Source organism: Caballeronia grimmiae (assembly GCF_022879615.1).
Lineage (GTDB): Bacteria > Pseudomonadota > Gammaproteobacteria > Burkholderiales > Burkholderiaceae > Caballeronia > Caballeronia grimmiae.
Genome location: NZ_CP084272.1, coordinates 967,136 through 986,497 on the forward strand (window position 1 = coordinate 967,136; position 19,362 = coordinate 986,497).

The following is a 19,362-nucleotide window of genomic DNA, read 5'->3' on the forward strand; positions in this document are numbered from 1 at the left end:
GGTCGATTCACGCTGGCGCGCTGCTCTCCAGCGTGATGCCGAGGCGCTCCATCAGGCGGCGGGCATCGAAAGGCGCCTGCACTTTCTGGTCGTTGTCGAAGTAGCAGTACACGTCGCGCGATGCGCGGCGGCGCGCCGCAGCCGATGCGATGAGCTTCGCATCCTCGATCTGCCCGCCCGCCGCCCAACGCTCGATGCGCCGCGCCCAGCCGTCGAGCGCCTCGTCGGAATAAGCGCCGCCGTAGAGCGTCTCGGTGCCGTGCAGACGCATATAGACGAAGTCGGAAGTCAGGTCTTCGGCGTAGGGCCAGTCGGCGACCGAATCGGAGACGACCAGCGCCGCACCATATTTGCGCAGAAGCCGGATGAAGGCATCGCAGCAGAAGCTGTGATGGCGTATCTCGACCGCGTGCCGAAGCGCCCGCTTGCGGCCCGGTTCGCACCACGGTTCCTTGACGCGCGTATCGTGCTGCTGCGCGAGCGCGGCGGCCGCGTGCGTGTCTTTCGGAAGAAGCTGGAGAAAGCGTTCGAACGATTCCGGCTTGAAGCTGAAGTTGGGCGGGAACTGCCACAGGAACGGCCCGAGCTTGTCGCCGAGCGCGAGCACGCCCGAGGCGAAGAAGTTTGCACTCGCGGGTATCGCCGTCTCGTCGCGAAAGCGCAGCATGTGCGTCAGATAGCGCGGCCCTTTCACGCTGAACACGAAGTCCGCAGGCGTGGCGTCGTGCCACGCGCGATAGCTCGACAGCGTCTGCAGCGAATAATGGGAGCCGTTGATTTCGACCGTCTGCACGGCCCGCGACGCAAATTCGAGCTCGCGCGCCTGCGCCAGTTTCTTGGGATAAAACACGCCGCGCCAGCCCGCATAACGCCAGCCGGAAATGCCGATGCGGATGCGTCCGCTCGCCGCGCTCATTTGGGCCGGTCTTCCGGATACTCGGTGCGCACGCCGGCGGGCAGCCACGGCTCGCGGTGCGTGCACCACAGTTCGTAAGCAGGCTCGAAGATGCCGGTTTCGTCGAACGCGCCGAGCGGCAGGTCCACTTCCGGGTGACTCGCATATTCCATATACGCCACCGATCCGCATACCGGGCAGAAATGCCGCCGCCCGTCTTCGGAGCTGCGCCAGGTTTCGAGCCGTCCGCTCATCTCGACGTCATCGCGCGCGAAGATCGCATAGGCGCCGAACGCCGAGCCGTGCACGCGGCGGCATGTCATGCAGTGACACAGCGAAACGCGTCGCGGCTTGCCGCTCGCCCGGAAACGAAACGCTCCGCAGGCGCAGCCGCCTTCATGGATCTCGTTGTTCATGCGCTCTCCGCAATCGAAGTGGAAGTCGACGTCCTCACGCGGCAAGCACATCACGCGCCCGCCCGGCGTGCGGCTGCACCGCCATGCGAGGCTCCTGCATCGCCGCACGGTTTGCTACGATAGCCCTTCACGATCGGAGGCGGCACTCATGACGACATCGGGCATCGCAGGCGGCAGCACGTTATCCCTTCTCAAGCTTCTTCCCGGACCGGGTTCCGAGTTCGGTCCCGCGGCGTCCGATCTCGCCGCGCACGTGCTCTCGCATCAACGTTTCGATTCGGCGGCGGGCGCTGCGTTGCCGCGCGAAACGTTCCACGGAACGACCGTCGACGAAGCCATGTCCGACGAGTACGTGTTTCCGCTGGGCGACACCGGGCAGTCCATCGTGCTGCCGGGCTACCGCATCGCGGCGGGATTCATCGCCGAGCGCGCCGCTGACGAATGGCTCGAACTCGCGCACAAGGAACGCGCGGCGCGCGGCCTGCCCGCGGTGCCCGACGCCGACGAACCGCCGCTCGCACCCGATCCCGCCGAAGCCGATCAACTGCTCGACCGCGCACTCGAATGCGCGCAACGCATTCTCGATCCCGTCGCGGGCGAGCCGCTCTTGTCGCTGTTCGAAACGCACTATCGCGGCGGGCGCGAATTCCTGCGTCTGCCGTGGGAAGGCTTGCCCGAGGATCTCGTGCCGGAGTCGCGCCGCCCGCTCGCCGCGCTCGCATCGGCGATGGAAAACGGGGAGCGCCGCGAGAAGCGCGATTACGATCCCTACGGTCTCGTCGGCACCGACGATTACGACGTCGACCGGCCGCTCGCGTATCGCGAGAAGATCGGCCCGTTCCTGTTCACGATGACGTATCGCCACGAGTATCCGCAAGTCGACGACGAGCGGCTCGGCACCGCGTTCGCCGTGTTTCACGAGGCGGGCAGCGATACGGTCGCGGCGGCCGTGGAACTGAAGCTCGTGAAAGTGCCGCCGCTCACGAGCAGCGCCGATCTCGTCTATACGCTCGACACGTATTCGGGCGAGATGCTGTCGCTCGCGCTGGCATCGACGGAAGCGCTGGGGCAGGCGCGTCTGTGCGACGTCTACAGCACGCATCGCGTGATCTATATCAGCATGTGGGAAGTGCGCAAGCCGTGGCGCGGCGAAGGGCTCGGCGTCGCGCTGCTGCATCAGGCGCTGGAGCGCCTTCCCGTCGATGTCGATGGCCGTCCGAATGCGCTGTGCGTCGCGCCCGAGCCGTATCAGATCGACATGCGTCACTTCGAGAAACTGCCCCCCGTGCTCCGCGAAGAATTGAAAGCGCCGGGCAGGCGGCTCGAAGCGCATCTGACGAACTGGCTCGAACGCTCGAAACTGCCGATCGCGATGCATTTCTTCGTGCCGATGGCGCGGCACGCGGGCATCGGATCAGCGGGCGAGAATGCGCAGTGGATCGACAAGATCATGGAGAGCGAGGCGTGATGGGCGGCGTCCCACTGACGGGGCGCGTCTGCCTGAAGTTGCTGCCGGCTAGAACGCGCGCCTGAAGAACGCACGGCGATTCCGGACGACACGGCGACAGGCGATCGAAAGCCGTCCCGGCCAGGCTAGAACGCGAATTTACGAACTCATGCAGCTTTTACGTGCCACGTCGATGCAACCGGCGTGCACGGCTCTTCCTCGCTGACTACGTCACACCCTGGCATCCAAGTTGCTCGCCGTCTCCGGTCGCGAGTGGGCGAACGTTCGGTAACCTGACAGTTTCCGGACAATGCGTTCCTGCGCGCACCACTTCGCCCCAAGGACTCGGGCATTGGCGCTTGGCGGACCGACGTCGCATCGGCCGCGAGCGGACAGCCCCATGAAGACTCGAGCCGCACGGCGCCCTTCCGAACGAGCGAGGAGCCTTCTTTCGCCATGTCCCCAATCAACAAGCCATCCCCCGGCCTCGACGACGCGGCTCAAAAGCCCGCGCGCAGGCGCTTTCTGCAATCGGCCGCAGCGGCGGCGGCCGTAAGCGCCGCGCCGCTCGCCCATGCGCAACAGGCCGATACGAATGCCAATGCATCCGCGCCGATGCCGCCTTCCGCCGCACCGACGATGCCCGTCAAGCTGACCATCAACGGTCATCCGCACGAACTGCACGTGGAAGCGCGCACGACGCTGCTCGACGCGCTGCGCGAATACGCCGGCCTCACCGGCACCAAGAAAGGCTGCGATCGCGGCCAGTGCGGCGCGTGCACGGTGATCGTGGGTGGCCGGCGCATCAACTCGTGCCTCACGCTCGCCGTGATGCACGAAGGCGAATCGGTGACGACGGTCGAAGGCCTCGCGCCCGCCGCGGATACCCTGAGCCCGCTTCAGCAGGCGTTCATCGAGAAGGATGCGTTCCAGTGCGGCTACTGCACGCCGGGCCAGTTGTGCTCGGCGACCGCGCTCATCGACGAATACCGCGCCGGCGACGCCAGCGCCGCAACCGCCGACGTGCGTTATCGCCCGCCGCAACTCTCGGACGATGAAATCCGCGAGCGCATGAGCGGCAACATCTGCCGCTGCGGCGCGTATCCGAACATCGTGGCGGCGGTGAGGACCGTCGCTTCGACGCGCGGCTGAGAGGCGAACATGGACGCGATTTCCTATCAGCGCGCGACCGACATCGGCTCGGCGATTCAGGCGGCCAGCCAGCCGGGCGCGGTGTTCATCGGCGGCGGAACGAATTTGCTCGACCTGATGAAGGGCGGCGTCGCGCGGCCCGTGAGGCTTGTCGATATCACGCATATCGGCGGGCTCGACACGATCACCGCGTTGCCGGACGGCGGCTTGCGCATCGGCGCACTCGTGCGCAACAGCGATGCCGCGAATCACGCGTGGGTGCGCGAGCGTTATCCGCTGCTGTCGCAGGCGTTTCTCGCGGGGGCGTCGGCGCAGTTGCGCAACATGGCGACGGTCGGCGGCAATCTGATGCAGCGCACGCGCTGCTACTACTTCTACGACACCGCGTTTCCCCAGTGCAACAAGCGCAAGCCCGGCAGCGGATGCGCGGCGCTCGAAGGCAACACGCGCATTCACGCGATTCTCGGCGCAAGCGATCAGTGCATCGCGACGAATCCATCCGACATGAACGTGGCGCTCGCGGCGCTCGATGCGGTCGTGCGCGTCAGCGGCCGGGATGGCGAACGCACGATTCCGTTCGCGGAGTTTCATCGGCTGCCGGGTGACCGGCCCGACCTCGACACGACGCTCTTGCCGGGCGAACTGATCACGTCCGTCGATCTGCCGCCGCCGCTCTTCGCCGCGCACTCGAAGTATCTGAAGGTGCGCGACCGGGCGAGCTACGCGTTCGCGCTGGTATCGGTCGCGGCGGCGTTGCAGATGGACGGCAACACGGTGCAGAGCGCGCGCATCGCGCTGGGCGGCGTTGCGCACAAGCCGTGGCGCGCGAACGCGACCGAAGCGGCGCTCGTCGGCAGGACGCTCGACAGAAGCACGCTGCAAAGCGCCGCCGCGCTCGCCGTGCAGGGCGCGAAACCCCGGCGCGACAACGCATTCAAGGTGACGCTCGCGCAGCGGGCGATCGTACGCGCCGTCGAACAGGCAGGAGGTGCAGCATGAGTGTCATTGGACAACCACTCGATCGCACCGACGGCGTGCTCAAGGTGACCGGCCAGGCGCGCTATTCGGGCGACAACAGCGAGGCGAAGCTCGCGCATGCGGTGCTCATCACGAGCACGGTGGCGAAGGGGCGTATCGCATCCATCGATACCGCCCGCGCCCAGTCGATGCCCGGCGTGCTGCTCGTGATGACGCACCAGAACGCGATGCGCCTGCCGAACGGCGGCGTGCCCGACGCGCAGCCGCCCGCCGTGCGCAAGCTCACGCTGCTGCAAACCAACGACGTGCGCTACAGCAACGAGCCGGTCGCGGTCGTCGTCGCGGAGACGCTCGAACAGGCGCGAGGCGCGGCGCGTTTCGTCGACATCCGCTACGAAGCCGCGATGCCCAACGCGGATTTCGAGCGTGCGAAAGGCTCGGCGTATCAGCCAGAAAAAATGATGGGCCGCGCGATCACGACCCGGCGCGGCGACGTCGATGCCGGCTTGCGGCAGGGACCGGCGCGCCTGGACGCGGTCTACACGACGCCGAACGAGCATCACAATCCGATGGAGCCGCACGCGACGCTCGCGCGCTGGGACGGCCCGAAGCTCACGCTCTACGACTCGACGCAGGGCGTGTCCGGCACGCGGAGCGCGGTCGCCAAGTTCTTCGGCATGCGCGACGACGACGTGCGCGTGATCTGCCCGTTCGTCGGCGGCGGCTTCGGCTGCAAGGGCTCGGCGTGGTCGCATGTCGTGCTCGCGGCAATGGCGTCGAAGCAGACGGGCCGGCCCGTGAAGCTCGTGCTCGACCGGCCGCAGATGTTCGGCATGGTCGGCAACCGGCCGTTCACCGAGCAGCGCATTCAGGTGAGCGCCCGCCCCGACGGAACCATGACCGGCATGCGTCACGACGTGATAGCGACGACCTCGACCTTCGAGGACTGGACGGAAAGCTCGGCCATCGTCACGCGGATGATGTACGCGGTGCCGAATCAATCGACCTCGCACAGGCTCGTCAAGCTCGATGTCGGCACGCCGACTTTCATGCGCGCCCCGGGCGAGACGAGCGGCTCGTTCGCGCTCGAATCGGCGATGGACGAGATGGCGTATCGGCTCGGCATGGACCCGCTCGCGTTGCGCATCAGGAATTACGCGGACATGGAGCCGCAAGATAAAAAGCCGTGGTCGAGCAAGGCGCTGCTGGAGTGTTATCGCGCAGGCGCCGACAAATTCGGCTGGAGCAGGCGCAGCGCCGCGCCGCGTTCGATGCGCGAAGGCAATACGCTCGTCGGCTGGGGCATGGCGACGGCGACCTATCCGGCGAACCGTAGCGAGGCGTCGGCGATTGCGCGCATCCTGCCCGACGGCACCGCGATGGTCGCCTCCGGCACGCAGGACCTCGGCACCGGCACGTACACGATCATGACGCAGGTCGCGGCCGACGCGCTCGGCTTTCCGCTCGATTACGTGCGCTTCGCGCTCGGCGATTCGTCGCTGCCGAAAGCGCCGGTGTCGGGCGGCTCGCAGTCGGCGGCGAGCGTATCGCCAGCGGTGCAGGCGGCGTCGAAACAGGCGCGCGATCAGCTCATCGCGCTGGCCATCGCGGATCGCGGCTCGCCCGTCGCGGGACTCGCGCAGGAGGACGTGACCGTGAGCAATGGCTGGGTCGTGAGCGTATCGGCGCCGGATAAACGCGATCCGGCCGCGGCGGTCATTGCCCGCAACGGCGGCAAGCCGATCGAGGCGATCGCCACCGCGCGCCCCGGCGACGAGAAGAAACAGTACTCGTTTCACTCGTTCGGCGCGGTCTTCGCGGAAGTGCATGTCGATGCCGACCTCGGCACGATCCGCGTGCCGCGCATCGTCGGCGTGTACGACGTGGGGACGCTCATCAACGAGAAAACAGCGCACAGCCAGTTGATGGGCGGCATCGTGTGGGGCGTCGGCTCGGCGCTCCTGGAGAAGAGCGATCTCGACGTGCGTTACGGGCGCTACACCAACGCGAATCTCGCGGAGTACCACGTGCCGGTGAATGCGGATATCGGCTTGCTCGACATTTCGTTCGTCGGGCAGCCGGACCCGCATATCAATCCGCTCGGAGCGCGGGGAATCGGCGAAATCGGCATTACCGGCGTGGCGGGGGCGCTTGCGAATGCGGTGTATCACGCGACCGGCGTGCGGGTGCGCGACCTGCCGCTCACGCTCGACAAGGTAATGGGGTCGAACGTGGCGTGAGGCGTGGAAGGCGGTTGCCGCCGCCTTCCGCGCGCTGCACAATCGGCTTCCTTCCTCATCCATCCACAGCGCGATGACCTATTCGTCGAACGCGACCGGCATTCTGCTGGCGGCGGGCCTCGGCACCCGCTTCGACCCGTCCGGCGTTCAAAACAAGCTGCTGGCTCCGCTGCCGGGCGGCGTGCCGGTCGCCGTTCAGTCGGCGCGGCGGCTGCTGGCCGTGGCGGCGGAAGTCGTCGCGGTCGTGCGGCCCGGCGCGGAAACGCTAGCCGGCGCGCTGGACGAAGCGGGCTGCAAGGTCATCGTCAGCGCCGACGCCGGGCGCGGCATGGGCGCGACGCTCGCCGCCGCCGTGCGCGCGACGTCCGGTGCCGGCGGCTGGATCGTCGCGCTCGGCGACATGCCGTGGATCGAGCCCTCGACGATCGAAGCAGTCGCGCGCGCCCTCGATGCCGGCGCGGAACTGGTCGCGCCGTACTATTGCGGCACGCGGGGGCATCCGGTCGGATTCGGCAGCGTGCATCGCGATGCGCTCGCCTCGCTCGATGGCGATGCCGGCGCACGCGGCATCCTCGCCAGAGTGACGCCGCTCATCGTCGAGGTCGACGATGAGAACGTCTTGCGCGACGTGGATTTGCCGAGCGACTTGCCACGGAGCTAAGACGCCGTTACGCAGTAAAGGGCACGATCATCCCAAAAAAGTTGCCGCGAAGCAGGAGCCATCGCTAGAATACTGTATGGATATACAGTACTTTTCAGCCTTTTCTGGTTCCGGTTTTCGATGAAAAGCGTCATCCTCGACCCATCGTTCGCTGCATGGCGCACCGTCGCGCGTTCCCTCGTCACGGAAGGCGTGCCGCCGCAAGACGTGCTCTGGCGCGAGTCCGCCGCATCGGCCACGGTGTTCGGCACCATTGCTGCGCCTTGCGGCCCGGCGGACCCGAACGCTCCCAAGCCGGTGAAGATCGCCCGCGAGTTGCTGGCCATGCTGGAGACGGCTGCGTGTTACCGCGCGCCGGATCGCTGGCCGTTTCGCTACAAGGTGCTGTGGCGCTGGACGCAGGGCGATCGCGCGGTCGCGTCGCTGGAAGATGCGGACGGGCATCGGCTGCATCGCATGATCGAAGCGGTGCAGGCCGAAGAAAGCAAGATGCGCGCGACGCTGCGCTTTCGGCATCGGGATGCATCGCTCGGGCCGCCGGAGTTCATTAGCTGGTGCGAACCGGTGCATGACCTGCTGGAACACGCCGCCATGCACTTCGCCACGCGCTGGGCAGCGCCACCTGGATGATCGCCACGCCGCACGGCGCTGCCTTCTGGGACGGCGCGCTGCTGCGCGTGGACCGCATGAGCGAGCCGGAAGAAAAGCCGATGGATTTCGGCGTAAGCGCCGACTCCATGAGCGGCGAAGCGGTCAGCGGCGACGCCATCGAGGCGTTGTGGCTCGCCTATTACGAGAGCACTTTCGCGCCGGCGCAGGAAAACGCCGCCGAAATGGCGTCGCACATGCCGGTGCGGTACTGGAAGAGTCCGCCGAACGAGCGCGCCGATCCTGCGCTGATCGCCCGCGCGGACCCTTACACGCGGCGCGACCGTCATCCGCGCAACGTGCCGGACGACATGGAAGTCGCGCTCAATACCGATTTGGAGCCGCTCAAGGGCACGTCGCTCAAGGCGCCGCCCTCGCTCGACGCGTGCAAGCGCTGCTCGCTCTGGCGCAACGCGACGCAGGCGGTGCCGGGCACGGGCGCGGCGGATGCGCGCGTCATGCTGGTCGGCGAGCAGCCGGGCGACCAGGAGGACCGCGAGGGCAAGCCGTTCGTCGGTGCAGCGGGCAAGCTGCTCGACGACGCCATCCGCGAGGCGCAGTTGACGCGCGAATCGCTGTATCTGACGAACGCGGTGAAGCACTTCAAGTGGGACGAGCACGCGGAGCAAGGCGGCGAAGGCCGGGAACGCCTGCTCGTGACGCCGTCGCAGCGCGAGCGGGACGCGTGCCGCTACTGGCTCGACGAAGAGCTGGCGCGCATTGCGCCGAAGGTGGTCGTCGCGCTCGGGGCGACGGCGCTGAAGGCGCTGACGGGGCATCGCATGGCGTTGTCGGAGTATCTCGGCAAGACGATCGAACATAAGGGGCGCATCGTCGTGCCGACCTATCATCCGTCGTATCTGCTGCGCCTGGCCGATGACAAGGTGCGCGAGGAAGTGTTCGGGACCATCGTCGAGGCGCTCGTGTTCGCGCAGCAAATCGCGGACGGCACCGCGACGGTGCGCACGCCCGTGAAGGACCGCACCGGCTGACGGAACGTGCGCCATCGGCAAATGCAACAGCAGGAAACAGGACGCAACAAAACGAAAGCCTCGTCAACGATCGTGTAAGCCGTGCGTTGAACCGATGTCGCGCGTATTTGCGCTTATTCGTCGAGACGATACTTACATGGCCGCTCTGCCGCTCGAAGCTCTTCGCCAGCAACACGCCCTGACCGCGCTCGTGCCGAAATCGGCCGGGCAACTGCATAGCGAACGGGAGCGCCTGATTGCGCGCGCCGGCCTGTTTCTCAAAGCGACCATCGCGCTGGCGATCGTGGGCGCGGCCTTCGTCGCGGGCCTGCCGTTCTCGCCGGTGCCGCACGAATACAGCTTCGGCCTCCAGGAAGTGCTGGGCGTCGCGGTGTTCGCATCGTGTCTCTTTCTGCTGCACGAGCGCGCCGAGCTGATGCTCGCGCTTTACGACTACGAGCCGGTCGAGCAGACCACGCAGGGCGAATTGCGCGCGTTGCTGCATCGTGTGCCGGAAGGCGCGTCGTATCAAAACGCGCTCGCCGCCGACAATCGCACCTTCGTGACCGGCGAAGTCGACGGCATCCGCCGCCGCGCGGAAGCGTTCACGCCGAAGGCGCTGCCGGCGGAAGACGGCAATCCGGAAACCTGAGCCGCGGCGATTTCGCCGCCCTCAAGACTGCCGCCAAAACCGCCGCTCCTGCCTCGCGCAGGGCGGCGGTTTCCTTTTTGATGCGGCTCGCGCGACGAACCGCCGCCTTTGCCTTGACGATCGTTTGTCCGCCGCCTTCAATACCGACATCCGACACCGAAATCGATAGGCACGACGCGTGCTGCTTCCTATGCCTCCAATCCGCCCGTTTCGCGCAGTTGCAATGCGCAAGACACGAGGCCACGCCAATTGCAGGAGTCAGGATGCGAGCCAATCCGTTTTTCCCGTTAGCCGATGCGTTGTCCCCCGAACGGCCGCTCGCTTCGGGGCTGATCCCGGATTCGCCGTCCGCGCCGCCCTCCGATGATGCGCTGTCCGACGCGCAATACAACGCGCTTGTCGCGTTCCACGGCATCGAACGGGAGCGGCTGGTGCTGATTCACCCCGGCAGTCACCACGACGCGCCCGCGTGGGCCGCCGAGCAATACGCCGATGTGGCCGACCAGCTTGCCGCCGACGGCTGGCAGATCGCGATCATCGGTGACGCGCCCGATCCCGAGCGCACCGCCGGCGTGCTCGGCGCAATGCAGACCGCCGCGCTCTTTCTGGCGGGCGCCGTCGCGCCGCGCACGCTGCCGCGCCTGATCGCCGATGCGCAACTCCTGCTTTCCGACGATGCCGCCGCGCCCTCGCCCGTCGCCGTGGCGCGCGCGCTGGGCACGCCGCATATCGTGCTGGACGAACATCCGCGCGACACAGCGACGGACGCGATCGCCAGCCGCGCCCGCGCCGAACTCTCCGACGTGGAGCACGCGCATCCCGGCCGTCCTTTCACGCTGCACATGCCAGCCGCACATGACGCGGTCTGATTTTTTTGCGGGAGCCACGATGAAATACCACATGCAGACCAGTCCCGTCCCCGATCCAATCGCGGATCCGAACCGTGATCCGGAAGCCGATCCGCTCACGCCGCCGTCGCCGGGGCATCGTCCGGATGAACCGCAGCACCCCGACGCGCCGCCGGACAAGGATCCGATACATCGTTTCTGAGCGCGCGCCGCCCGCCTGCCCGCTTCCCATCGGGTATTCCCCGTCTCAATCCCGCCCGCCTTGCGCCGTAAAGCAGCCATGCGGCGGCGCACGCCGTCGCATCGTCGATACACCACAAGACAACGTGACACACAAACGTGACGGCAAGGTCACGTAACGGAAGAGCGAGCGCACACATGAACGGAATGACCCTCAACAGAAAGCTCGGCTCGCTGATCGCAGTGCTGTGGATCGGCCTGATTGCCATCGGCGTGATCGGGGCGTGGCAGAACCGGACGTCGATGATCGACGACCGCAGGGAACAGCTCAAATCGCTCGTCGGCGAAGCGCATGCGATCGTGTCGCATTACGCGGCGCTCGCGGCCAACAAGACGCTCACCGAAGACGACGCGAAAAAGCGCGCGCTCGAAGCCGTCGGCGCGATCCGCTACGGCACGGACGGCTATCTATCCATCAACGATTCGCGTCCGACGATGGTCATGCACCCCATCAAGCCCGCGATGATCGGCCAGAACCTCGCGTCCTACACGGATCCAGCGGGCAACCGCCTGTTCGTCGACATCGTCAAGGCGGGCGATCAGCCGGGCGGCGGCTTCGTCAGCTATCTCTGGTCGAAGCCGGGCAGCGACAAGCCGGTGCCAAAGCTCTCCTACGCACAGCGCTTCGCGCCGTGGGACTGGTACGTCGTCACCGGCATGTACATGAACGACGTCGAGAGCGCCTTCTACGCCAGCGCGCTCCGCTGGCTCGGGATCACCGCGCTGCTCGGCGCGGCGGCAACGGTCGCGATGCTCGTCGTTCTGCGCAGCATCAAGCGCAATCTCGGCGGCGAACTCGAGCTGGCGGTCGGCGCGGCGCATCGCATCGCGGGCGGCGATCTGACCGCGCCCGTCGACGTGCGTCCGGGCGATACGACGAGCCTTCTCCACGCCCTTTCGACGATGCAGCGCGGGCTCGTCGAAACCGTCTCGCGCGTGCGCAACGGCACCGAGAACATCAACGTGGGCGCGTCCGAAATCGCGGCGGGCAACACCGATCTGTCGCAACGCACCGAGCAACAGGCGGCGGCGCTCGTGCAGACGGCGTCGAGCATGGATGAGATGACCGCGAACGTGAAGAACAACGCCGAGAGCGCGGCGCAAGCGGCGCGCCTCGCGGAGCAGGCGGCGGACGTGGCGACGCGCGGCAGCGGCGTGGTCGACGACGTGATCCACACGATGACGCGCATCACCGAAAGCTCGCAGCAGATCGGCGACATCATCGGCGTGATCGACGGCATTGCATTCCAGACCAACATCCTCGCGCTCAATGCGGCCGTCGAAGCGGCGCGCGCCGGCGAACAGGGACGCGGCTTCGCGGTCGTCGCGGCGGAAGTGCGCAGCCTGGCGCAACGGTCGGCGACGGCGGCCAAGGAGATCAAGGCGCTCATCGAAACGTCGACACAGACGGTGCACGAAGGCGCGTCGCTCGTCTCGAACGCGGGCGCGACGATGGGCGAGATCGTGCAGTCGGTGCGGCGCGTGAACGAAATTCTCGACGAGATCAGCAACGCGTCGCGCGAGCAGAGCGCCGGCATCGAACAGGTGAACCGTGCCGTCGTGGAGATGGATCAGGTGACGCAGCAGAATGCCGCGCTGGTCGAAGAAGCCGCCGCCGCCGCGCATTCGCTGAAGGATCAGGCCGACGGGCTGCGCGAGGCGATCGGGAGTTTCAGGCTTCCCGCCTGAAGCAACCGGCGCGATGCGCGAGGCGGCGAGCCTCGCGCATCGGTGCCTCGCGAGCCGGCAGCGGTTTCACGCCGCCAGCCACCGCTCCACCAGCCGCGCCCAGTACGCCGCGCCGACCGGCAAATTTTTGTCGTTGAAGTCGTAATGCGGGTTATGGACCATGCAGCCGTCCTCGCCCGCGCCGTTTCCGATGCGCAGGAACGTCCCCGGCCGCTCCTGCAGCATGAACGCGAAGTCCTCGCTGCCCATCAGCAGGTCCGCGTGCGGGACGACGTTTTCCTCCCCCACTAGTTCGCGCGCCACCTGCGCCGCAAACTCCGTTTCGGCATTCGAATTGACGACGACCGGATAGCCTTCTACATACGACACCGTCGCCTTCGCGCCGTAACTCGCGGCCTGCGCTTGCACGAGTTCGCCGATGCGCCGCTTCAGCAGCTCGCGCACCTGCGGGCTGAACGAACGCACCGACAGTTCGAGCGTCGCGCGATTCGGAATGACGTTGTTGACCGTGCCCGCGTGCATCGAGCCGACCGTGACGACCGCCGGTTGCGCCGGATCGACGTTGCGCGCGACGATCGTCTGCAAGGCCATCACGATGCTCGCCGTCACGACGACCGGATCGACCGAAAGATGCGGACGCGCCGCATGCCCGCCGACGCCTTCGATCACGATCGACACCTGATCGCCCGCCGCCATGAACGGCCCCTTGCGGAACAGGAAGGTGCCCGGTTGCGCACCGGGATGGTTGTGGACGCCGAAGACCGCATCGCAATGAAAGCGGTCGAACAGGCCCTCTTCGATCATCCGTTGCGCGCCGCTCGGCACGCCATGTTCTTCTGCCGGCTGGAAATACAGATGCACCGTGCCGTTGAAGCGGCGCGTGCGCGCGAGATGACGGGCCGCGCCGAGCAGCATCGTCGTATGGCCGTCGTGGCCGCACGCGTGCATCTTGCCGTGCGTTTCACTGGCGTACGGCTTGCCGGTCTGCTCGATGATCGGCAGCGCGTCCATGTCCGCGCGCAAGCCGATGCTCTTCGTCCCGTCGCCCGCCTTGAGCGTGCCGACCACGCCCGTTCCGCCGACGCCGCGCGTCACCTGCCATCCCCACTCTTCCAGCTTGCCCGCGACCAGCGCGGCGGTGCGCGTCTCTTCGTAAGACAGCTCCGGATGACGATGGATGTCGTGGCGAATGTCGCGCAGCGAGGGCGCGTCGTCGGAAAGATCGGCGATTTCGGTAAAGCGGTGATCGGACGAAACAGTCGTCATGGAAAGGCCCCTGCTGAAAAAGGATGCGCGGCGCGGCGTGAAAGGCGCACATGATCCTCCACTCGCGCGCCGCTTGCCAGTTCCAGTAACCGTTCTGTGCTTTTTTTACACGTTGCCGCCGCAAAAACGCCGCAAATGGCTCCCCCGCCTTTTCTGAAATGGCTCTGAGCGGCAGAGCCAAATCTGACTATAGTCGGCGTTATATCGCGGCTGCCGTCGCGATGAACCTCAAAAACGAGCGCCGCGCCGATGCGGTTAAAGGAGATTTCGCCGTGAATGCCCCTCTCAAGAACGCCGATCTGCAAGCCCGCAAAAACGCCGCGACACCGCGCGGCGTGGGCGTCATGTGCGATTTCTACGCGGCACGCGCCGAGAACGCGGAACTGTGGGACGTCGAAGGCCGGCGGTTCATCGATTTCGCGGCGGGCATCGCCGTGTGCAACACGGGGCATCGGCATCCGAAGATCGTCGAGGCGATCCGCGCGCAGCTCGATTGCTTCACGCACACCGCCTATCAGATCGTGCCGTACGAATCCTACGTGTCGCTCGCCGAAAAGATCAGCGCGCGGGCGCCGGGCCGGCATCCGAAGAAAACCGCCTTCTTCACGACGGGCGCGGAAGCCGTCGAAAACGCCGTGAAAATCGCGCGCGCGGCGACCGGGCGGCCTGCCGTCATCGCGTTCACGGGCGGCTTTCACGGACGCACGCTGATGGGCATGGCGCTGACCGGCAAGGTCGCGCCGTACAAGATCGGCTTCGGGCCGTTCCCGTCGGATGTCTATCACGCGCCGTTCCCGAACCCGCTGCATGGCGTGTCCGTCGACGACTCGCTGCGCGCCATCGGCCATCTCTTCAAGGCCGATGTGGAAGCGAAGCGCGTCGCGGCGATCATCTTCGAGCCGGTGCAGGGCGAAGGCGGTTTCAATCCCGCGCCGCCGGAGTTCGTGCGCGGTCTGCGCGATATCTGCGATGAACACGGCATCCTGCTGATCGCCGACGAAGTGCAGACCGGCTTCGCGCGCACCGGCAAGCTGTTCGCGATGGAGCATTACGACGTCGAACCCGATCTGATGACGATCGCGAAGAGCCTCGCGGGCGGCATGCCGCTGTCGGGCGTCGTCGGTCGCGCGGACGTGATGGACGCTGCCGCGCCCGGCGGTCTCGGCGGCACGTATGCGGGCAATCCGCTGGCGGTGGCGGCGGCGCACGCGGTGCTCGACATCATCGACGAGGAAGCGTTGTGTGAACGCGCCGTCGCGCTCGGCGACCGGCTGAAGGCCAAGCTCGACACGCTGAAACGCGACGTGCCGCATATCGCCGATGTGCGCGGCCCCGGCGCGATGATCGCCGTCGAATTCTGCAAGCCCGGCACGGGCGAAGCCGACGCCGACTACGCGAAGCGCGTCCAGACGCGCGCGCTCGAACGCGGCCTGTTGCTGCTCGTGTGCGGCGTGTACGGCAATGTCGTGCGCTTCCTGTTCCCGCTGACGATCCAGCAGGAAGTCTTCGACGAAGCGCTGGGCATTCTCGAAGACGCGCTGCGCGACAGGATCGGCGCGGCAGCCTGAACGAAGGACACGACATGAGCCTCCACGATCAACTCAAGGACGCGGCGCTGCTGCGTCACGAAGCCTATATCGACGGCGAATGGCGGCACGCCGACGACCACGCTACGTTAGAAGTGCGCGATCCGTCGAATGGCGAATCGCTCGGCCAGGTGCCCCGCATGGGCGCGGCCGAGACGCGCCGCGCGATCGAAGCCGCGAACGCCGCGTGGCCCGCGTGGCGCGCGAAAACAGCCAAGGAACGCGCGGCCATCATGCGCCGCTGGTACGAGTTGATGATGGAACACGCCGACGATCTCGCGCTGATCCTCACGACGGAGCAAGGCAAGCCGCTCGCCGAAGCGAAAGGCGAGATCGGTTACGCGGCATCGTTCATCGAATGGTTCGCGGAAGAAGGCAAGCGCGTGGCGGGCGATACGCTCGCCACGCCCGCCGCCGACAAGCGCATCGTCGTGACCAAAGAGCCGATCGGCGTTTGCGCGGCCATCACGCCGTGGAATTTCCCGGCCGCGATGATCACGCGCAAGGTCGGCCCGGCGCTCGCGGCAGGCTGTCCGATCGTCGTGAAACCGGCCGAGGCCACGCCGTTCACCGCGCTCGCGCTCGCGGTGCTCGCCGAGCGCGCGGGCGTGCCGAAGGGCGTGCTGAGCATCGTCACCGGCGACCCGAAAGCGATCGGCGGCGAGATGACGAGCAACCCGGTCGTGCGCAAGCTGTCGTTCACCGGATCGACGGCGATCGGGCGTCTCCTGATGGCGCAAAGCGCGCCGACAGTCAAGAAAGTGACGCTGGAACTGGGCGGCAACGCGCCCTTCATCGTGTTCGAGGACGCCGATCTCGACGCCGCCGTGCAAGGCGCGATTGCGTCGAAGTATCGCAACAGCGGGCAGACGTGCGTATGCACGAATCGCTTCTATGTCCACGAGCGCGTCTACGATGCGTTCGCACGCAAGATGGCCGACGCCGTCGCCGGGCTGAAGGTCGGGCGCGGCACGGAAAGCGGCGTTGCGCTCGGTCCGCTGATCAACGAGGCGGCGGTCAGGAAAGTCGAATCGCATATCGACGATGCGCTCGCGAAAGGCGCATCGGTGACGGCGGGCGGCAAGCGTCACCCGCTCGGCCACGGCTTTTTCGAGCCGACCGTGCTGACCGGCGTCACGCCGGACATGCTGATCGCGAAGGAAGAGACCTTCGGGCCGCTCGCGCCGCTTTTCCGCTTCTCGACCGATGAAGAAGTCGTCCGCCTCGCCAACGACACCGAGTTCGGGCTCGCCGCCTACTTCTACAGCCGCGACATCGGCCGCGTCTGGCGCGTGGCCGAGGCGCTCGAGTACGGCATGGTCGGCATCAACACCGGGCTGATCTCGAACGAAGTCGCGCCGTTCGGCGGCGTCAAGCAGTCGGGACTGGGCCGCGAAGGATCGCACTACGGCATCGACGATTACCTCGCCATCAAGTATCTGTGCATCGCGGTGTGAACGTCATTTGGCGGCATTGGCGGCGTCCGCGGGCGTGACTCTCACGGCCGCCGCCGAGACGAACACCGCGTGGACGGTATCGCCCTTCTTCAACTGCTTTGCATCGAAGTCGGGCGGGTAGTCCAGCGTTTCAGTGCGCCACGGTCCGCGCAGCGTGACCGTGCGCTGCTTTTTGTCGATCTTCTCGACCGTCGCGAGCACCTCGACCCGGCGCGACGACTCGAAACCGCTCACGCCGCCTGCCTCCGACGCCGGCCTGTACGTCTGCGTATCGACGCGTTTGCGCACGCCCGTGTCGCTGCCGGCGACTTTATCGGCGGTCACGAGCAGCGCGTTCTTGTACAGCACGTCCACCTTGTCGCCGACGCGAAGCTGGTCGAAGTTCGTCACCTGCTTGTCGACGAGCACGGTGGCATCGCGACTCGGGCCGCGCAGCGTCACCATCCGGCTCGACGGATCGATGCCGGTGATGGTCGCCTGAACGTGAATCGGCGGCGCGGCGGCAATGACCTGCTGCGACAGTTTGTTGAGATCGTCGTTGCCTTGCGCGAATGCCGTCACGCCGAATGCAGCGATGGACGTCGAAACGAGCATCGAAAGTGCGCGCCGTTTCATGCTCCTCTTCTTGCTCATGGTCACCGGCTCCTTTCGACATGTGCAGTGCCAAGCATTCAATATCACGTTGTCGCGGCGGTGAACATCGAATCGCGCTATGCATCGGGCGCGGGCCAGAGAAATGTCTAATCGATTGTGAAAGATCGTTCATCGCGATGTCATTCATATCGACTACGGCGTGAAATCAGGTGAAACGGTAGAATCGGCTGCTGGCGGAACGGTGCGGCCAAGCGCGTTGCCGCCGTCTCTTCGACCTCCACAGGGGCGCTATGCGACGTTCCGCATTCTTTCTCCGTTTCATCGGTATCGGCGTCTTGTTTCATCTCTACGTGGGTGTGCGGCTCATTCCCGCCGCGCCCGTCGGCATGCCGCTCAAGGTGCTGGCGGCGGCGCTGCTCGTCGCGTCGCTCGTGCTGATTCCGCTCGGAATGATGGCGCGCAACATCGAACCGCAGTCGCTGGCGGACCGCCTCGCGTGGTTCGGCCTGACCGCACTCGGGTTCTTCTCGTCGCTGCTCCTGCTGACTTTCGCCCGCGACCTGTTGCTTTTTGCCGTGCATCTCGTCGACTGGCTGCGCGGTGCGCCGATCGGCTCGCCCGCGCTCGTCGCCTATAGCGCGCTGGCGGTGCCGCTTCTCGCGGTGCTCTCGTCCGCGATCGGCTTCTACAACGCGCGGCGGCGCGCGCCGGTCGTCAGCGTCGACGTGCCGATCGACGGCCTGCCCGCCGCGCTCGATGGCTTCACCATCGTGCAGATCAGCGACATTCACGTCGGCCCGACGATCAAGCGGCATTACGTGGAGCGCATCGTCGCGGCGGTGAACGGACTTGCGCCGGACGTGATCGCCGTGACAGGCGATGTCGTCGACGGCGCCGTGCCGAATCTCGCCGACCACACGCGCCCGCTCGGGCAACTGAGCGCGCGCCACGGCGCGTTTCTCGTCACCGGCAATCACGAGTACTACTCGGGCGCGGACAAGTGGATCGCAGAGTTTCGGCGGCTCGGGCTCAACGTGCTGCTGAATCAGCACGTGGTGCTGGACCACGATGGCGCGCGCGCCGTGATTGCGGGCGTCACCGATTTCGGCGCGGGCAGCTTCGATCCCGCGCATCAAAGCGATCCGGCCAAGGCGATCAGCGGCGCACCGGCCGACGCCGCCGTGCGCGTCCTGCTCGCGCATCAGCCACGCAGCGCGACCGCCGCCGCCGAAGCGGGCTTCACGTTGCAGCTGTCGGGGCATACGCACGGCGGCCAGTTCCTGCCGTGGAATTTCTTCGTGCGCCTGCAGCAGCCGTTCGTCGCGGGACTCGTGAAGTTCAAGGGGCTTTGGGTGTACACGAGCCGCGGAACGGGCTATTGGGGACCGCCGAAACGACTCGGTGCGCCTTCGGAAATTACGCGCGTGCGGCTGGTTACACCAGCGGTGCAGGACGTCAGAGGATGATGAGCGGACGACTCAGGGAGGGAGTGGACGCGCGCCGCATGACGCGCGTCCTGCGCTTGGGGTAAAAGCGCGACGTTCGACCACGGGAATGAACGAACGCCCTTCATCGACAAGCGGGAATCCCGTCGACGAAGCACCCACAAGTTAAAGAATCAG

General features: G+C 66.5%; 17 protein-coding genes and 1 pseudogene. 14 read left to right on the top strand and 4 right to left on the bottom strand.

What is annotated here, in order from left to right:
- Positions 1-7: 7 nt before the first annotated feature.
- Entirely contained in the window at positions 8-916 is a 909-nt protein-coding gene (locus tag LDZ21_RS18115) for a DUF72 domain-containing protein (protein ID WP_244795144.1), read from the bottom strand.
- Positions 913-1,311: a GFA family protein gene (locus tag LDZ21_RS18120; RefSeq protein ID WP_244795145.1), complete on the bottom strand. Its 399-nt coding sequence runs from the start codon at positions 1,309-1,311 to the stop codon at positions 913-915. Before LDZ21_RS18120 ends, LDZ21_RS18115 begins: the two co-directional genes overlap by 4 nt.
- Between LDZ21_RS18120 and LDZ21_RS18125 the strand changes: the two genes are divergently transcribed.
- The 11 genes and pseudogenes from LDZ21_RS18125 (at position 1,310) to LDZ21_RS18170 (ending at position 12,837) form a co-directional block, all read left to right on the top strand.
- The gene (locus tag LDZ21_RS18125; RefSeq protein WP_244795146.1) at positions 1,310-2,779 is read left to right on the top strand and encodes a GNAT family N-acetyltransferase; all 1,470 of its coding nucleotides are present in this window, start codon (positions 1,310-1,312) and stop codon (positions 2,777-2,779) included. The genes LDZ21_RS18120 and LDZ21_RS18125 overlap by 2 nt on opposite strands.
- A 435-nt stretch (positions 2,780-3,214) precedes the next feature.
- Entirely contained in the window at positions 3,215-3,910 is a 696-nt protein-coding gene (locus tag LDZ21_RS18130; RefSeq protein WP_244795147.1) for a 2Fe-2S iron-sulfur cluster-binding protein, read from the top strand.
- 9 nt (positions 3,911-3,919) lie between these two features.
- Entirely contained in the window at positions 3,920-4,909 is a 990-nt protein-coding gene (locus LDZ21_RS18135; RefSeq protein WP_244795148.1) for an FAD binding domain-containing protein, read from the top strand.
- Positions 4,906-7,128 carry a xanthine dehydrogenase family protein molybdopterin-binding subunit gene (locus LDZ21_RS18140; protein WP_244795149.1) on the top strand — a complete coding sequence of 741 codons (2,223 nt, stop codon included), beginning with the start codon at positions 4,906-4,908 and terminating at the stop codon, positions 7,126-7,128. The genes LDZ21_RS18135 and LDZ21_RS18140 overlap by 4 nt, the downstream gene beginning before the upstream one ends.
- Positions 7,129-7,201: 73 nt before the next feature.
- Positions 7,202-7,789 carry a nucleotidyltransferase family protein gene (locus LDZ21_RS18145; protein ID WP_244795150.1) on the top strand — a complete coding sequence of 196 codons (588 nt, stop codon included), beginning with the start codon at positions 7,202-7,204 and terminating at the stop codon, positions 7,787-7,789.
- A 324-nt stretch (positions 7,790-8,113) separates the two neighbouring features.
- Positions 8,114-8,598: pseudogene (locus LDZ21_RS31320) on the top strand (DUF4130 domain-containing protein); the annotation flags it as partial.
- Positions 8,599-8,748: 150 nt separating this feature from the next.
- Positions 8,749-9,429, top strand: coding sequence for a UdgX family uracil-DNA binding protein (locus LDZ21_RS31325; protein ID WP_342346299.1), 681 nt, complete (start codon positions 8,749-8,751; stop codon positions 9,427-9,429).
- A gap of 136 nt (positions 9,430-9,565) precedes the next feature.
- Positions 9,566-10,060, top strand: a complete 495-nt coding sequence (locus LDZ21_RS18155; protein ID WP_035967554.1) for a hypothetical protein — start codon at positions 9,566-9,568, stop codon at positions 10,058-10,060.
- 263 nt (positions 10,061-10,323) lie between these two features.
- Positions 10,324-10,929 (top strand): glycosyltransferase family 9 protein, encoded by a 606-nt coding sequence (locus tag LDZ21_RS18160; RefSeq protein WP_244795151.1) that lies wholly within the window; start codon positions 10,324-10,326, stop codon positions 10,927-10,929.
- A gap of 19 nt (positions 10,930-10,948) precedes the next feature.
- Positions 10,949-11,110, top strand: a complete 162-nt coding sequence (locus tag LDZ21_RS18165) for a hypothetical protein (protein WP_244795152.1) — start codon at positions 10,949-10,951, stop codon at positions 11,108-11,110.
- Between the two features lie 185 nt (positions 11,111-11,295).
- Positions 11,296-12,837 carry a methyl-accepting chemotaxis protein gene (locus LDZ21_RS18170; protein ID WP_244795895.1) on the top strand — a complete coding sequence of 514 codons (1,542 nt, stop codon included), beginning with the start codon at positions 11,296-11,298 and terminating at the stop codon, positions 12,835-12,837.
- Between the two features lie 66 nt (positions 12,838-12,903).
- On the opposite strand, the gene LDZ21_RS18175 is transcribed toward LDZ21_RS18170, so the two are convergent.
- Positions 12,904-14,103, bottom strand: a complete 1,200-nt coding sequence (locus tag LDZ21_RS18175) for a M20 aminoacylase family protein (RefSeq protein WP_244795153.1) — start codon at positions 14,101-14,103, stop codon at positions 12,904-12,906.
- Between the two features lie 344 nt (positions 14,104-14,447).
- Here LDZ21_RS18175 and gabT point away from each other — a divergent pair, with 344 nt between their 5' ends.
- Together gabT and LDZ21_RS18185 are read left to right on the top strand one after the other, a co-directional pair.
- Positions 14,448-15,671, top strand: coding sequence for a 4-aminobutyrate--2-oxoglutarate transaminase (gabT, locus tag LDZ21_RS18180; RefSeq protein WP_244795896.1), 1,224 nt, complete (start codon positions 14,448-14,450; stop codon positions 15,669-15,671).
- 14 nt (positions 15,672-15,685) lie between these two features.
- A complete protein-coding gene (locus tag LDZ21_RS18185) occupies positions 15,686-17,146 on the top strand; it encodes an NAD-dependent succinate-semialdehyde dehydrogenase (RefSeq protein WP_244795154.1) in 1,461 nt (486 codons plus the stop codon).
- A 3-nt stretch (positions 17,147-17,149) separates the two neighbouring features.
- Here the strand turns inward: LDZ21_RS18185 and LDZ21_RS18190 are convergent, their stop codons facing one another.
- Positions 17,150-17,779 (bottom strand): copper-binding protein, encoded by a 630-nt coding sequence (locus tag LDZ21_RS18190; protein WP_244795155.1) that lies wholly within the window; start codon positions 17,777-17,779, stop codon positions 17,150-17,152.
- Positions 17,780-18,030: 251 nt separating this feature from the next.
- Between LDZ21_RS18190 and LDZ21_RS18195 the strand changes: the two genes are divergently transcribed.
- Entirely contained in the window at positions 18,031-19,206 is a 1,176-nt protein-coding gene (locus LDZ21_RS18195; protein WP_244795156.1) for a metallophosphoesterase, read from the top strand.
- Positions 19,207-19,362: the final 156 nt, after the last annotated feature.

What these genes read in the sequence shown, in the direction of transcription:
- LDZ21_RS18115 (WP_244795144.1), bottom strand. Translation starts at nt 916, where the DNA reads ATGAGCGCGGCGAGCGGACGCATCCGCATCGGCATTTCCGGCTGGCGT.
- LDZ21_RS18125 (WP_244795146.1), top strand. Translation starts at nt 1,310, where the DNA reads ATGCGCTCTCCGCAATCGAAGTGGAAGTCGACGTCCTCACGCGGCAAG.
- LDZ21_RS18120 (WP_244795145.1), bottom strand. Translation starts at nt 1,311, where the DNA reads ATGAACAACGAGATCCATGAAGGCGGCTGCGCCTGCGGAGCGTTTCGT.
- LDZ21_RS18130 (WP_244795147.1), top strand. Translation starts at nt 3,215, where the DNA reads ATGTCCCCAATCAACAAGCCATCCCCCGGCCTCGACGACGCGGCTCAA.
- LDZ21_RS18135 (WP_244795148.1), top strand. Translation starts at nt 3,920, where the DNA reads ATGGACGCGATTTCCTATCAGCGCGCGACCGACATCGGCTCGGCGATT.
- LDZ21_RS18140 (WP_244795149.1), top strand. Translation starts at nt 4,906, where the DNA reads ATGAGTGTCATTGGACAACCACTCGATCGCACCGACGGCGTGCTCAAG.
- LDZ21_RS18145 (WP_244795150.1), top strand. Translation starts at nt 7,202, where the DNA reads ATGACCTATTCGTCGAACGCGACCGGCATTCTGCTGGCGGCGGGCCTC.
- LDZ21_RS31325 (WP_342346299.1), top strand. Translation starts at nt 8,749, where the DNA reads ATGGAAGTCGCGCTCAATACCGATTTGGAGCCGCTCAAGGGCACGTCG.
- LDZ21_RS18155 (WP_035967554.1), top strand. Translation starts at nt 9,566, where the DNA reads ATGGCCGCTCTGCCGCTCGAAGCTCTTCGCCAGCAACACGCCCTGACC.
- LDZ21_RS18160 (WP_244795151.1), top strand. Translation starts at nt 10,324, where the DNA reads ATGCGAGCCAATCCGTTTTTCCCGTTAGCCGATGCGTTGTCCCCCGAA.
- LDZ21_RS18165 (WP_244795152.1), top strand. Translation starts at nt 10,949, where the DNA reads ATGAAATACCACATGCAGACCAGTCCCGTCCCCGATCCAATCGCGGAT.
- LDZ21_RS18170 (WP_244795895.1), top strand. Translation starts at nt 11,296, where the DNA reads ATGACCCTCAACAGAAAGCTCGGCTCGCTGATCGCAGTGCTGTGGATC.
- LDZ21_RS18175 (WP_244795153.1), bottom strand. Translation starts at nt 14,103, where the DNA reads ATGACGACTGTTTCGTCCGATCACCGCTTTACCGAAATCGCCGATCTT.
- gabT (WP_244795896.1), top strand. Translation starts at nt 14,448, where the DNA reads ATGTGCGATTTCTACGCGGCACGCGCCGAGAACGCGGAACTGTGGGAC.
- LDZ21_RS18185 (WP_244795154.1), top strand. Translation starts at nt 15,686, where the DNA reads ATGAGCCTCCACGATCAACTCAAGGACGCGGCGCTGCTGCGTCACGAA.
- LDZ21_RS18190 (WP_244795155.1), bottom strand. Translation starts at nt 17,779, where the DNA reads ATGAGCAAGAAGAGGAGCATGAAACGGCGCGCACTTTCGATGCTCGTT.
- LDZ21_RS18195 (WP_244795156.1), top strand. Translation starts at nt 18,031, where the DNA reads ATGCGACGTTCCGCATTCTTTCTCCGTTTCATCGGTATCGGCGTCTTG.